The 14396-nt window shown below is 62.8% G+C and carries 12 protein-coding genes and 1 riboswitch; of the genes, 6 read left to right on the top strand and 6 right to left on the bottom strand.

What is annotated here, in order from left to right; translation table 11 throughout:
* Position 1 precedes the first annotated feature (1 nt).
* The gene (locus K1X80_RS03395) at positions 2-748 is read left to right on the top strand and encodes an RsiV family protein (RefSeq protein WP_057437337.1); all 747 of its coding nucleotides are present in this window, start codon (positions 2-4) and stop codon (positions 746-748) included.
* On the opposite strand, the gene cytX is transcribed toward K1X80_RS03395, so the two are convergent.
* The gene (gene cytX / locus K1X80_RS03390) at positions 717-2006 is read right to left on the bottom strand and encodes a putative hydroxymethylpyrimidine transporter CytX (RefSeq protein ID WP_169989279.1); all 1290 of its coding nucleotides are present in this window, start codon (positions 2004-2006) and stop codon (positions 717-719) included. The genes K1X80_RS03395 and cytX overlap by 32 nt on opposite strands.
* Positions 2007-2141: 135 nt before the next feature.
* The gene (gene thiC, locus K1X80_RS03385) at positions 2142-4031 is read right to left on the bottom strand and encodes a phosphomethylpyrimidine synthase ThiC (protein ID WP_057437335.1); all 1890 of its coding nucleotides are present in this window, start codon (positions 4029-4031) and stop codon (positions 2142-2144) included.
* A gap of 150 nt (positions 4032-4181) precedes the next feature.
* Positions 4182-4287, bottom strand: a riboswitch (TPP riboswitch).
* Positions 4288-4483: 196 nt separating this feature from the next.
* On the opposite strand from thiC, the gene K1X80_RS03380 reads away from it, so the two are divergent.
* Entirely contained in the window at positions 4484-5923 is a 1440-nt protein-coding gene (locus tag K1X80_RS03380; RefSeq protein ID WP_120731374.1) for a TolC family outer membrane protein, read from the top strand.
* Positions 5924-6255: 332 nt separating this feature from the next.
* On the opposite strand, the gene waaA is transcribed toward K1X80_RS03380, so the two are convergent.
* Positions 6256-7533, bottom strand: coding sequence for a lipid IV(A) 3-deoxy-D-manno-octulosonic acid transferase (waaA, locus tag K1X80_RS03375; RefSeq protein ID WP_216312465.1), 1278 nt, complete (start codon positions 7531-7533; stop codon positions 6256-6258).
* Positions 7534-7556: 23 nt separating this feature from the next.
* A complete protein-coding gene (locus K1X80_RS03370) occupies positions 7557-8447 on the bottom strand; it encodes a LysR family transcriptional regulator (RefSeq protein ID WP_057958130.1) in 891 nt (296 codons plus the stop codon).
* A 103-nt stretch (positions 8448-8550) separates the two neighbouring features.
* Between K1X80_RS03370 and K1X80_RS03365 the strand changes: the two genes are divergently transcribed.
* The 4 genes from K1X80_RS03365 to K1X80_RS03350 all read left to right on the top strand — a co-directional run bounded on the left by K1X80_RS03365 (position 8551) and on the right by K1X80_RS03350 (position 11963).
* The gene (locus tag K1X80_RS03365) at positions 8551-8886 is read left to right on the top strand and encodes a multidrug efflux SMR transporter (RefSeq protein WP_057437331.1); all 336 of its coding nucleotides are present in this window, start codon (positions 8551-8553) and stop codon (positions 8884-8886) included.
* Between the two features lie 85 nt (positions 8887-8971).
* Positions 8972-10147, top strand: a complete 1176-nt coding sequence (locus tag K1X80_RS03360; RefSeq protein ID WP_216312464.1) for an FAD-binding oxidoreductase — start codon at positions 8972-8974, stop codon at positions 10145-10147.
* Entirely contained in the window at positions 10144-10956 is an 813-nt protein-coding gene (locus K1X80_RS03355) for an aldo/keto reductase (protein ID WP_220172659.1), read from the top strand. Before K1X80_RS03360 ends, K1X80_RS03355 begins: the two co-directional genes overlap by 4 nt.
* A gap of 41 nt (positions 10957-10997) precedes the next feature.
* Positions 10998-11963, top strand: a complete 966-nt coding sequence (locus K1X80_RS03350) for a hypothetical protein (RefSeq protein WP_057437325.1) — start codon at positions 10998-11000, stop codon at positions 11961-11963.
* A 27-nt stretch (positions 11964-11990) separates the two neighbouring features.
* Here the strand turns inward: K1X80_RS03350 and K1X80_RS03345 are convergent, their stop codons facing one another.
* Together K1X80_RS03345 and hldE are read right to left on the bottom strand one after the other, a co-directional pair.
* The gene (locus tag K1X80_RS03345) at positions 11991-12920 is read right to left on the bottom strand and encodes an NAD-dependent epimerase/dehydratase family protein (protein WP_057958127.1); all 930 of its coding nucleotides are present in this window, start codon (positions 12918-12920) and stop codon (positions 11991-11993) included.
* Between the two features lie 10 nt (positions 12921-12930).
* A complete protein-coding gene (gene hldE / locus K1X80_RS03340; protein WP_057958126.1) occupies positions 12931-14367 on the bottom strand; it encodes a bifunctional D-glycero-beta-D-manno-heptose-7-phosphate kinase/D-glycero-beta-D-manno-heptose 1-phosphate adenylyltransferase HldE in 1437 nt (478 codons plus the stop codon).
* Positions 14368-14396 lie beyond the last annotated feature (29 nt).

Raw genomic sequence — 14396 nt, 5'->3', positions numbered from 1 at the left:
CATGTCGCTGTTAAAAGTCGCCTCCGTGGCCTGTATTGCCCTGACGCTCGGTGCTTGCCAGAGCCTGTTCCAACCCAGCTACCGTGCGCCGCTGGAAGCCACTCGCGATGCCTCCGAGGTGGTGCAACCCGGCTGCACCACTGCCGATTGCCCGCTGGTGAACATCGATACGGTGCATTTCGCCAGCGAGCCCAAGCTCGATGCGTTGATCGAGCAACGCCTGCTGGAAATGACCCGCACCACCCCCGGCGCCCCGGTGCCGGCGACCTTGAATGCCTATCGGGAAAAATTCCTGCGTGAGTCCGGCCCGCGCAACAGCATGTATTTGCAGGCCAAGGTACGGGAGCAGCATGACGGCTTGGTGATCATCGAGCTGTCCAGCTACCTGGACACCGGCGGTGCCCACGGCGAACCCGGCCGTGGCTTCATCAACTACTCGCGCCAACAGCAAAAAAACCTGACCCTGGCGGACATGCTGCGCCCGGGCAAGGAAGACGCGTTCTGGAAAGCCGCCCAAGTGGCCCACAACAGCTGGCTGATCAGCACTCGCCTGAGCCTGGAGCCGGAGTACGTGAAAAGCTGGCCCTTCCAGAAAACCCCGAACGTGGCGCTGACCTACGGTGCCGTGGTGCTCAAGTACCCTACGACCACCATTGCGCCTTACGCCATGGGCCACGTCGAGTTGCAGATTCCTTACGCTCGCCTCGACGGCATCATCAAGCCTGAGCTGGTGCCCGTGCGCCGCTGAAAGCGCGCCCAAGGATAAATTGCAACAGCCCTGCCAGCGTCAGTGCCGGCAGGGTCGCGCCAATATCCGGGTACAGATTGACCAGCAGATGATAGGTACTGACTCCTCCCAGCCAGGCCAGCAATGCCGGCCAGCGCAGGCTTGTAGCCAGGGCCTGGCCACGCCGGCGCAGAATGAAGTGGTCCACCAGCACCACGCCAAACAGCGGCGCGAATACCGAGCCGATCAACAGCAGGAAGTTCTGATACTGGGCCAAGGGCGCAAAGCAGGCGATCAGCGTGCACACAAGCCCAATCGCCAGCGCCAGGTGCTCGACTTTCAGGCGCAATAGCATGCCGCTGGACACCGCCGCCGAGTGAATATCAGCGAAGGCGTTTTCTGATTCATCCAACAGAATCAGCAACAGCGGAATCCCCAGGCCAGCCCCGGCCAACGCCAGCAACAGCGCATTGACTTCGCCACTGGGCGCAAACGCCAGGGTGTAGGCCACGCCCAGGCTCATCAGCCAGAAACTACCGATAAAAAAGCCCAGGGCGGTGCCGCCGAACACACGGGTGGCGCGCTGGCCGAAGCGTGAGTAATCGGCAATCAGCGGCAGCCAGGACAACGGCATGGCAATGGCGATGTCAAACCCGACGGCAAACGGCAGCGAACCATCGCCGGCCTGGGCCCACAGCGCGGCCAGGTCGGCCTTGGCGAACAGGTTCCAGGTCAGCCACAGGCACGCCGCCAGCAACAGCCAGATCCCCCACTTGCGCAGGATCTGCCGCACGAAGGTCAACGGGCCGCTGACCGCGAGCAACGTGGCGAGGCCGCCGAAGAACACGGTCCAGAGCAACGGGCTGGCCCACAGGCTGCCGGCGCTGAAAGCCCGGGTACCCAGCAGGCTGGCGGCATCGCGCATGACAATAATCTCGAACGAGCCCCAGCCGATCAGTTGCAACAGGTTCAACAGCGCCGGCAGGCTCGCCCCCTTGGCGCCGAGGCTGAGCTTGAGGGCGGCCATGGACGACAGGCCGGTGTCACTGCCGATCACCCCGACGGCAGCCAGCAACAGCACGCCCACCAGGGTACCGAGCAAGATCGCCAACAACGACCCCGACATGCCCAGCCCCGGCGCCAACAGTGCACCGGTTTGCAGGACCATCAGGCCGATGCCGAGGGAGAACCATAGGGAAAACAGATCGCGGGCGCCGAAGACTCTTTTATCGGCAGGCACCGCGATGTCAGGGGAATAGGTGCTGGGTTGAATGCTCAAGGGGGTTATCTCAGAGGGACATGATCGTTCCCACGCTCTGCGTGGGAATGCCGCTTTGGACGCTCCGCGTCCGCTTTGTGACGCGCAGCGTCACGGGATGCATTCCCACGCGGAGCGTGGGAACGATCATTGGGCTCAGACCTTTTTGTAGAGCTGACTGCCTTCCTGCTTGAACCGCTCCGCCTGCTCGGCCAAGCCCTTGGCCACATCCACGTCCACCGCCTCGATGCGCTGGTTGGCCGCGTACTCGCGCACTTCCTGGGTGATTTTCATCGAGCAGAATTTCGGCCCGCACATCGAGCAGAAATGCGCGACCTTGGCCGAGTCCTTGGGCAGGGTTTCATCGTGATAGGAACGTGCGGTGTCCGGGTCCAGGCCGAGGTTGAACTGATCTTCCCAGCGGAACTCGAACCGCGCCTTGCTCAAGGCGTTGTCGCGGATCTGCGCGCCCGGATGACCTTTTGCCAAGTCGGCCGCGTGGGCCGCAATCTTGTAGGTGATGATCCCGGTCTTCACGTCATCCTTGTTCGGCAGGCCCAGGTGTTCCTTGGGCGTGACGTAGCAGAGCATGGCGCAACCGAACCAGCCGATCATCGCCGCGCCGATGCCCGAGGTGATGTGGTCGTAGCCCGGTGCAATATCGGTGGTCAGCGGGCCCAAGGTGTAGAACGGCGCTTCGTCACAGCACTCCAGCTGCTTGTCCATGTTCTCCTTGATCAACTGCATCGGCACATGGCCAGGGCCTTCGATCATGGTTTGCACATCGTGTTTCCAGGCGATCTTCGTCAACTCGCCGAGGGTTTCCAGCTCACCGAACTGCGCCGCATCGTTGGCGTCGGCAATCGAGCCTGGGCGCAGGCCATCGCCGAGGGAGAAACTGACATCGTAGGCCTTCATGATTTCGCAGATTTCGTCGAAATGCGTGTAGGTGAAGTTCTCTTTATGGTGCGCCAGGCACCACTTGGCCATGATCGAGCCGCCCCGGGACACAATGCCGGTGACGCGCTTGGCGGTCAGCGGTACATAGCGCAGCAACACGCCGGCGTGGATGGTGAAGTAGTCGACGCCCTGCTCGGCCTGTTCGATCAAGGTGTCGCGGAACAGCTCCCAGGTCAGGTCTTCGGCGGCGCCGCCGACTTTTTCCAGGGCCTGGTAGATCGGCACGGTACCGATCGGCACCGGCGAGTTGCGGATGATCCACTCGCGGGTTTCGTGGATGTGCTTGCCGGTGGACAGGTCCATCACCGTGTCCGAGCCCCAGCGAATACCCCAGGTGAGTTTCGCCACTTCTTCTTCGATGGACGAACCCAGGGCGCTGTTGCCGATATTGCCGTTGACCTTCACCAGGAAGTTACGGCCGATGATCATCGGCTCCAGTTCGGTGTGGTTGATGTTGGCCGGAATGATGGCGCGGCCACGGGCGATTTCTTCGCGCACAAACTCCGGGGTGATGATTTTCGGCACGCTGGCCCCGAAGCTGTGCCCGGCGTGTTGCTGGTCGAGCAGGCCAGTGGCGCGAGCCTCTTCGAGCTTCATGTTTTCGCGGATGGCGACGTATTCCATCTCGGCGGTGATGATGCCTTTGCGCGCGTAATGCATCTGGGTCACGTTGGCCCCGGCCTTGGCGCGGCGCGGGTTTTTCACGTGGGCAAAACGCAGGGCGGTCAGCTCGGCGTCGCTCAGGCGCTGCTGGCCGAAGTGCGAACTGAGGCCCGCCAGGCGCTCGGTGTCGCCACGGGATTCGATCCACGGCGAGCGCACATCGCCCAGGCCTTTGCGCACGTCGATGATGATATTCGGGTCGGTATACGGCCCGGAGGTGTCGTAGACCACCACTGGCGCATTGATTTCGCCGCCGAAGTCGGTGGGGGTCACGTCCAGGCTGACTTCACGCATCGGCACGCGGATATCCGGGCGAGTGCCCTGCACATAGACTTTTTGCGAGCGGGTAAACGGCTGCACGGATCCGGAATCGACCTTGGCCGACTCACTCAAATGCACGGTGTTTTTTAGTTTTGTACTCATCACGGGCTCTCCAGACACATCCAGGCAGTGGATTTTTGTCGGAGTGAACCTGTGGCGGACGGACGCACTGGAACCAGTGCTGTGCTTGGCGCACGAGGGCTGTTCGATTGTCGAACAACATCCCGGACGAAGCACAAGAGGACTCGCCGGGTGACGAGAAATCTTGTTCCCTACGCAGGCGCTAACCTGATCAGGTTCAACGGGATCCGGTATTTACCGATCTCAGCCTCATAGCAAGGCACCCCGACAAGAACGAGGCCAGTCTAGACCATGGAGCAGGCAAATTGCCAATAGCGGTGCATTCAGCGTGATGAATGGCGCAATTACAGGATTGTTGTGCCGGGGTACGGCCACTACACTCGGCTCCTGCCTCAGCGGCTTGACGCTATGGATTGCTCGTCGTAGCCTTGAACGCTAAATTATTGTCGTAATATTTATCTAGGGATCGCCTCATGCTGCGCAAACTTTCACTGGCTCTTGCCGTGTCTTGTGCGACCAATGGAATGGTCTGGGCAGCAGAAGCGCCCTTGTCGACCAAAACCGATCTGGTCAGCGTCTACCAGGAAGCGGTGGACAACAACGCCGACCTGGCCGCCGCCCGCGCCCAATATGGCGCGCAAAAAGAAGTGGTGCCCCAGGCCCGTGCCGGCTTGCTGCCCAACCTTTCGGCCGGCGCCGACGTGAACAACGTACGCACCCAGATCGACACCCCGTCAGCCACCGCCAATCGCGATGCCCACACCTGGCGTGCGACCCTGAGCCAGCCACTGTTCCGTGCCGACCGCTGGTTCCAGTTGCAGGCGGCCGAAGCGGTCAATGAACAGGCCGCACTGCAGCTGTCGGCCACCGAGCAGGAACTGATCCTGCAAAGCGCGGAAAACTACTTTGCGGTGCTGCGCGCCCAGGACAACCTGGCCTCGACCAAGGCCGAAGAAGCCGCTTTCAAGCGCCAGCTGGACCAGTCCAACGAGCGTTTCGACGTGGGCCTGTCGGACAAGACCGACGTGCTGCAATCCCAGGCCAGCTACGACACCGCGCGGGCCAACCGGATCCTCGCCCAGCGCCAGGTGGATGACGCGTTTGAAGCGCTGATCACTCTGACCAACCGCCAGTACAACGCGATCCAGGGCATTGTCCACACCCTGCCCGTTTTGCCGCCAGCGCCGAATGACGCCAAGGCCTGGGTCGACACCGCCGGACGGCAGAACCTGAACCTGCTGGCCAGCAACTATGCGGTCACCGCTGCCGAAGAAACCCTCAAGCAACGCAAGGCCGGCCACGCGCCGACCCTGGACGCGGTGGCGCAATACGAAAAAGGCGACAACGACGCCCTCGGTTTCAGCAACCCCAACGCGTTCGGCCAGCCCTATCGTGGTGATGTCGAGCAACGCACCATCGGCCTGCGCCTGAATATCCCGCTGTACAGCGGCGGCCTCACCAGCTCCCAGGTACGTGAATCCTATTCGCGCCTGGGCCAGACCGAACAGCAACGCGAAGGCCTGCGCCGCCAGGTGGTGGAAAACACCCGCAACCTGCACCGCGCGGTGAACACCGATGTGGAACAGGTACAGGCACGCCGCCAGTCGATCATCTCCAACCAGAGCGCAGTGGAAGCCACGGAAATCGGTTACCAGGTGGGCACACGCAATATCGTCGACGTGCTCGACGCCCAGCGCCAGCTGTACACCTCGGTGCGCAACTACAACAACAGCCGTTATGACTACATCCTCGACAACCTGCGCTTGAAGCAGGCGGCAGGGACGTTGAACCCAGGGGATCTGCAGGATCTGGCGCGGTACCTGAAGGCTGACTACAACCCGGACAAGGATTTCCTGCCGCCGGATCTGGCCAAGGCCGCGTCCGAACAACTGAAGGCCCGCCCCAACAATTGAGCCACACCACAACAGCCGTGTGAGAGTTGGCTGGTGTGGGAGCCGGGCTTGCCCGCGATACAGGCACCTCGGTTTATCTACACGTCTCTTTAGTGATTCTTAGGTTTGTGTACATATCCGTTGCTGCGGTCATGGCCACTTAGGGTTCCGCCCTTACGGCGGCTCACTTTGGGGCTTTCCAAAGTGAGCCGCCGTAAGGGCGGAACCAATAGCCGCCGTAACCGCAGCAACGGAAATGTACACAACCCCAATAAGCACTAGATAAAAGAGTTATGTAGATACCTATGGCTATCGCAAGCAAGCCAGCTCCCACATTTTTGACCGAGCGGGGGTCAGGGTTTGATTAGTCTGTCCAAGCCATCGAGCAAACGCTTCAACGCGCCCTGATTAGCCTGCATCACCTTAAGCCCCGCCAGCGCCCGCTTGCGCGCATCCTGCGGTAGCTCGAACAGCTGCCGCACCACCTCGGCCAACCCCTCGGCCTCATCCACTTCCTGCAACGCTCCGGCCTCGCGCATCATCGCGGCGATTTCGAGGAAGTTGAACAGGTGCGGGCCACTGATCACCGGTTTGGCCAGCGCCGCCGGCTCCAGCAGGTTGTGCCCGCCATTGGGCACCAGGCTGCCGCCGACAAAGGCGCTATCGGCCAAGGCGTAGAGAAACAGCAGCTCGCCCATGGTGTCGCCGAGCAATACCGAGGTGTCGGCACCGACCGGCGCGCCGCTGGAGCGCTGCACCGTAGCAAAACCCTGCTGTTGGCAAAGCTCCAGCACTGCGTTGAACCGCTCCGGGTGACGGGGCACCAGGATCAGCAGCGCGTTGGGGTAACTGGCCAGTAGTTGTCGATGGGCAGCCAGCACCACTTCATCTTCGCCCTCGTGGGTACTGGCGGCGATCCATACCGGGCGCTCGCTGGCCTGCCATTGCTCGCGCAACGCAGCGGCGCGCGCCAGCAGTTCGGGGTCGATGGTCAGGTCAAACTTGATCGAGCCGGTGACTTCGACTGTTTCCGGGCGCGCGCCCAGGCTGCGGAAGCGCTCGGCCTCGGTGGCGGTCTGCACGGCAAACAGGCTCATTTCTGCCAGCATTGGCGCAGTCAGCTTGGCGAAACGCCCGTAACCCTTGGCCGAACGTGCCGACAGCCGCGCATTGGCCAAGGCCACGGGGATCCCGCGCTTGGCACATTGATGAATATGGTTGGGCCACAATTCGGTTTCCATGATGACCGCAAGCCTGGGCTGCACCCGGTCCAGAAAACGCTTGGCGGCACACGGTAAATCGTAAGGCAGGTAGCAATGCTGGATGCGCGGTTCATCGGCGAACAGCGCCTGGATCCGCTCCGAACCGGTGGGCGTCATGCAGGTAACGGTGATCGGCAACTGTGGATGCCGCTCCAGCAAACCGCGGATCATCGGCGCGGCGGCGATGCTCTCGCCCACCGACACCGCGTGCACCCAGATCCCGCCGGGCTTGAGTACCGGCAAGCCGTAGGAAAAGCGCTCGCTGACGCGCTTGGCGTAGGCCGGCGCCTTGCGGGCCCGCAGCCATAGACGTAAGGCCACCAACGGCAGCGCCAGGTAAAACAGACAGCTATAGAGAGTTCTATTCATGGCGGCGGAGTTTATCGGCTTTTTCAGCCGATCGCCTGCAAACACGCGGTAAAACGTTCGGCCAGAAAGCGCGCCGCCGGGCCCAGGGGCTCATCGCGCCGCCACACCAATTCCACCACCAGGGCCGGCGGCGTCCACTCGCTGTCCAACTCGACCATCTGCCCCTGATACGTCGGGTACTGCACCACATGCCGGGGCAACCAGGCCCAGCCCAGGCCGCGCACCAACCATTCGGCCAGCACGTAGAAACTGTCGGCGCGCCATACCTGGGGGCTGGCCGCCTCGCTGCCGGGGTAAACGCTGGTCTGGGTCGACATCAGCAATTGGCGAAACTGCGCCAGACGCTGGCAATCGACAAACCCACCCCTGGCCAGCGGGTGCCCGACGCCACACACCGTGACCATTTCCACACTGCCGACCACCCGCCGTTCAAGGGCCTCAGGGATCTGATCGTGGTAGAACAGCAACCCCAGGTCGGCCTTGCGCTCCACCAACTTGCGAGCGACATCGCCCTGGGCCGTGCTGGACAACTGCACCTCCAGGCTGGGAAATTTCCCGGCCAGCGCCTCAAGACTGTCGAGTACCGGCTGATACAGCATGGCTTCGTCCTGGGCCAGACGCAGCCGCGCTTCTTCGCCGCGCATCAGGGACAGGGCGCGGCCGTTGAGGCGCTCACACTGGCGCAGCACTTCCCGGGCTTCCTCCAGCAATACCGTGCCGGCCTCGGTCAGGCGTGGCTGACGACCGCTGCTGCGATCAAACAGGCTCACGCCCAGGTCGGCCTCCAGCAGGGCGATGCCATTGCTCACCGCCGATTGCGCCTTGCGCTGGTCCCGTGCCACCGCCGAGAACGAACGCTGCTCGGCGACGCTGACAAACAGGCGCATCTGCTCCAGATTCCACTGCACGCTCATCGGCTCAACCCATCTTGAATTCGGATAGGTAATGACTTTACCCCATCTGCGGATTCTCTAGAATGCCGGCCTTATTACGCGCCCCAATTCCGAGGAACACCCCATGAACGCCGCCTACTACTACCTGGCCATTGCCATCTGCTCGGAAGTGATCGCCACCGTTTCCATGAAAGCGATCAAGGGCTGGAGCACGCCGATCCCCCTGCTGCTGGTGATCGTCGGCTATGGCGTCGCATTCTGGATGCTGACCCTGGTGGTGCGCACCGTGCCCGTGGGCGTGGCCTACGCGGTGTGGGCGGGGCTGGGGATCGTCATGGTCAGCATCGCGGCGCTGTTTATCTATGGGCAAAAACTCGATCTGCCGGCGATGCTGGGGATGGGCATGATTGTGCTGGGGGTGGTGGTGATTCAGTTGTTTTCGAAAACCGCAGGCCACTGACCTTCTACAGTTGTTGATCCTGGGCAAAGATCCCGCTGTCGAGTCTGTATACTTGGCCTCTTGTTCTGAACACTGAGGTCGCCCCATGCCATCCGTTATTTCCACCGACGTCCTGATTGTCGGCGCCGGGGTTGCCGGCCTCTGGCTCAATGCGCGCCTGCGCAGCCAGGGGTTCTCCACGATTGTGGTGGAGAACGCGACCTTGGGTGGCGGGCAGAGCGTGAAGTCCCAGGGGATCATTCACGGCGGTGCGAAGTACGCCCTGCATGGCGCCCTGACCGGCGCCTCCGAAGCCATTGCCGATATGCCGCGACGCTGGCGGGAAGCGCTGGCGGGTACTGGCGAGCTGGACCTGACGGGCGTGCGCCTGTTGTCCCAGGCCCATTACCTGTGGTCGCCGGGCACCCTGGCCGGCAACCTCACCAGCTTCTTCGCCAGCAAGGCGGTGCGTGGCCGCGTCGATCAGGTCAAGGGCGACGATTTGCCGCCGGCCCTGCAAGACCGCCGCTTCAAGGGCAAGGTCTATCGCCTGGCCGAACTGGTGGTGGACGTGCCGAGCCTGATCGAGCGCCTGGCACAATTGGCCGGCGACGGCCTGCTCGCCGGGCAACAGATCGAACCGCTGCTGGAAGGTGGCATCCTCGTTGGCCTGAAAGTCGATGGCCGGGCGATCCGCGCCCAGCGCATCGTGCTGAGTGCCGGCGGCGGCACCGCCGAGCTGCTGACGGCCCTGGGCCTGAGCCAGCCGGCCATGCAAAAACGCCCGCTGCATATGATCATCGCCAAGGGCCCCGGCCTCAAACCCCTGTACGCGCACTGCCTGGGTGGCGGCACCAAGCCACGGATCACCATCACCACCCACCCGGCCGCCGATGGCCATTGGGTGTGGTACATGGGCGGTGATATTGCCGAGACCGAAGGTGTACACCGCACGCCCGCCGAGCAGATCGCCACGGCGCAAAAGGAACTGGCGCACCTGCTGCCATGGATCGACATGAGCCAAACCCAATGGGCGACCCTGCGGGTAGACCGCGCCGAGCCCCTGCAAACGGGCCTGACCCGGCCGGATAACGCGTTCCTCGCCGAACAGGGCCGCTTGCTGGTGGGCTGGCCGACCAAGCTGGCCCTGGCGCCGGACTTCGCCGACCGGGTGCTCAGCGCCCTGCAACGTGACGGCATCCGGCCAACGCCAAGCACACCGCTGCCCGAACTGCCGCGCCCGGCCATCGCCCAACCTGCCTGGGAGCAATTGTTGCCATGAGCCTACCGACCCTGCATGACCTCCATCGCCCCCTGGGCAGCACCGGCCTGCTGGTGTCGCCACTGGGCCTGGGCACCGTGAAGCTGGGGCGCGACCAGGGGGTGAAGTACCCCAATGGTTTCCAGATCCCCAATGATGAAGAAGCGCGCATGTTGCTGCGCCAGGCCCGCGAGCTGGGGATCAACCTGATCGACACCGCCCCCGCCTACGGCCATAGCGAAGAGCGCCTGGGGCCGTTGCTGCGAGGCCAGCGCCAGGACTGGGTGATCGTCAGCAAGGTCGGCGAAGAATTTGCCGACGGCGTGTCCCGTCACGATTTCAGTGCCGCCCACACCCGGTTGTCCGTGGAGCGCAGCTTGAAACGCCTGGAAACGGATTTTATCGACCTGGTGCTGGTGCATTCCGACGGTAATGACTTGCATATCCTCAACAACTGCGAGGTGTACCAGACTCTGGCGGAGCTTAAGCGCGAGGGCAAGATTCGCGGTTTCGGCTTCTCCGGCAAAACCGTCGAAGGCGGGGTGAAGGCTCTGGAACAAGGCGATTGCGCCATGGTCACCTACAATCTGAGCGAGCAAAACGAAAAAGCCGTGATTGATTACGCTGCCGCCCATGGCAAAGGCATCCTGGTGAAAAAGGCCCTGGCCAGTGGCCATGCCTGCCTTGAACCGGGAGTGGATCCAATTCACGCCAGTTTCACCTTGTTGTTTGCGCAAACGGGCGTGGCCAGTGCTATTGTCGGGACCATCAACCCGCTGCACCTTGCCCATAATGTGGCAACCGCTGCCAAGATCATTCGCCAATCCTGATGCCGCCGACGCGGCCGACCCCGACGCAAGAAGGAGCCGACATGCCGCGAACGCTCATAAGAAAAAACCCCAGTAATTTCAAAACACTGCCGCTGTACGTCGAAGCCACCCCCGAAGGCCTGAGCTACCAGAGCGTGGGCATGCCGCTCAACTTTGCCCAGACCCTGCAGCGGCGCAAGCCAGTGGACGTAGCAGACGCCGAACGCTTTGCCCTGGAACTGGCCAACCTCGGGGTGTCGGTGCGCCTGACGCTGCACTGGCAAAACCGCGATTACTGGGTGTTGGTGCGCCAGCGCCGGCAGGACCGTGGCGATGTGGTGCTCAAGCTGATTTCCGGCTACGTGCCAGCCCATGAACTGAACCTGCCGCTGCACACCGCTATTCAGGAAATCGCCGAGGAATGCCTGCTGGAAACCCCGGAGGGCTGGCTCGGCGGACGTTTCAATGACACTTGGCTGCCGGCGCCCTACTCCAGCGCCCTGCACTACCGCGAGGCATTGCCGTTTCGCCTGTCGCCGCTGTCCGGCGCTGCCCGCCCGGTGCGCTGCGCCAGCATGCAGTTGATCGAACGCCCGCGGGCCTATGTGCACCTGCCCACGGCCTCACTGCAATTGATCTATGACCTGCGCCTGGAAGTGCCCAAGGAAGCCAAGTCCCTGAGCCTGTTCCATGTGGACGAACGCCTGGAGGGCGACCAACTGGTGGCCCGCCTGGACCGCCAGCGCCCGGATTTGTACCTGATGCCCCTGAAGGACGGCCAGCCGTGCGCCGAGCTGTATACCCTGAAGAAGGATCAACTGATCCCGGCGAGCACCCGTGGGTTGTACCTGGCGGAGAGTTTTGCCCAGCAGGAGGGCTGGTTGGTGCGTGATGAGCGGATCCGCTGGAAGGACTGGCTCAGGCAACAGGGCCTGAGCGCGCCGGAGAAGGAATCGAAGTTGAAGCAATTGACCGGGCGGGCCAGGCAGATCTTGCGCAAGATGGTGCCGAAGAAGGCGGGTCGCTGAAGCAGCCCCGCCTGTGGCGAGCGGTACCTACTGGTTGAGTAGTCGCTCCAGACCAACCTTCAGCGGCGTCGGCTCAGGCAATGTGAAGCTTGCCGCCAAGCGCTGGTTGTTGGCTCTGGAGTGCCGGATATCCCCCGAGCGCGGCGCTGTGTAGCTGACAGCCGGCAACGAGCCGATGATTTCCGACAGCGCCTGCAGCAACTGCTTGAGGGTGGTGGTGTGGTTCCAGCCGACATTGATCGCGCCCAGGGGGGCATCCGCCATTTCCACGGCTTGCACCAGTACCGCTACCAGATCCCCTACGTACATGAAGTCACGGGTTTGCTCACCGTCGCCGAATACGGCAATCGGCAGGCCTTTTTGCGCGCGCTCGCTGAAGATGCTGATCACCCCGGAATACGGCGATGACGGATCCTGGCGCGGGCCAAAAATATTGAAGAAGCGGAAAATCACCGGCTCCAGGCCATGCTGGCGGCGATAGAAGTCAAAGTAGTGCTCGCTGGCCAGCTTGTCCGAGGCATATGGCGTCAACGGCGCCTTGGCGGTTTGCTCGTCGATCGAGTCGCCCTCGCCGTTATTGCCATACACCGCCGCACTGGAGGCAAACACCACGCGCTTGACCCCAGCCTGGCGCATGGCCTCGCAGACATTCAGGCTGCCCACGAAGTTGCTCTGGTGCGTACTGACCGGGTCATCCACCGACGCCTGCACCGAAGCAACCGCCGCCAGATGCACCACCGCCGTCGCCCCCACCGCTGCGCGGGCGACCAGTGCGGCATCGGCCACATCGCCTTCGAGCAGTTGCAGGCGCGGGTTATCCAATGGCAGGTTACTGCGCTTGCCGGTGGACAGGTTATCCAGCACGCGCACCGCATAGCCCTTGGCTAGCAGTGCATCGACCAGATTGGAGCCGATGAAACCAGCGCCGCCGGTAATCAGTACGAGAGCATCAGACATAGCGGTAAACCTATTGGGCGGCATCGTTGGTTTGACGAATTTTATCGACAATCGCGGTGGTCGAGCTGTTCTCCACCAACCCCAGGACTTTGACCTTGCCGCCATAGGCATTGACGATATCGGCGCCGACCACCTGGTCGACCGAGTAATCCCCGCCCTTGACCAATACATCTGGCTTGACCTGGGCCAGCAGGTTTTCCGGGGTGCCCTCGGAGAAGCTGATCACCCAGTCCACCGCGCCTAACCCAGCCAGCACCGCCATGCGCCGATCCACGCTGTTGATGGGCCGGCCAGGGCCTTTGAGGCGGCTGACCGAAGCATCGTCGTTGATCGCCACGATCAGGCGATCACCCTGGGCACGAGCCTGCTCCAGGTAAGTCACATGGCCGGCATGCAGGATGTCGAAACAACCATTGGTGAAGACAATGCTTTCGTTATGGGCGCGGGCATCGTCAATCGCCAGCAGCAACTGCTCAAGGCTCAACACGCCACGCTCCGAACCTTCCTCACGCTGGATCGCGCGACGCAGTTCCGGGGCGCTGATGGACGCCGTACCCAGCTTGCCGACCACGATGCTCGCCGCCAGGTTGGCCAGGGCCACCGCGTGGGGCAACTCCTCGCCGGCGGCGATCGCCGCCGCCAGGGTGGAAATAACGGTGTCGCCGGCGCCGGTGACGTCGAACACTTCCCGCGCTCGCGCAGGCAGGTGCATGGCCGGGTGACCGGGGCGCAACAGGGTCATGCCGTGTTCGCCACGGGTCACCAGCAACGCGCCGAGGTCGAGATCGGCCATCAGGCTTGCGCCTTTGCTCACCAAATCGTGCTCATCGACGCAGCCGCCGACGATGGTTTCAAATTCGCTGAGATTCGGCGTGATCAGGCTGGCGCCCCGGTAGACCGAGAAGTCCTTGCCCTTGGGGTCGGCCAGCACCGGGATACCCCGGGCCTTGGCGGCCTGGATCAGCACCTGGTGGTTTTTCAGTGCGCCTTTGCCGTAGTCCGACAGCACCAGCACCTTGATGCCTTCAAGCAACGCGTCGACCTGGTCACTGAGGGCCAGGGCGTCGGTGGCAAAGGGTTCTTCAAAGTCGATACGCAGCAATTGCTGGTGACGGCTCATGACCCGCAGCTTGACGATGGTCGGCTGGTGGGCAATGCGCTGGAACAGCGCACGCACGCCAGCGCCGCGCAGGCTGTTGGTCAGGCTGTCGGCGGCTTCGTCGTCGCCGGTCACGCCGACCAGGGAGGCCGGGGCGCCGAGCGCGGCGATGTTAAGGGCAACGTTGGCGGCGCCCCCTGGACGGTCTTCGATTTGCTCGACCTTGACTACCGGTACCGGTGCCTCAGGGGAAATCCGTGAGGTACCGCCATGCCAGTAACGGTCGAGCATGACATCGCCGACCACCAAGACAGGGGCTTGATCGAATCGCGGCATGGACAACTTCATGGAGCAACCCACATACAAAATGAACAGGG

The sequence above is a fragment of the Pseudomonas sp. So3.2b genome (assembly GCF_019464415.1).
Classification (GTDB): Bacteria; Pseudomonadota; Gammaproteobacteria; order Pseudomonadales; family Pseudomonadaceae; genus Aquipseudomonas; species Aquipseudomonas shahriarae.
This window is presented reverse-complemented; position numbering and strand designations above follow the sequence as displayed.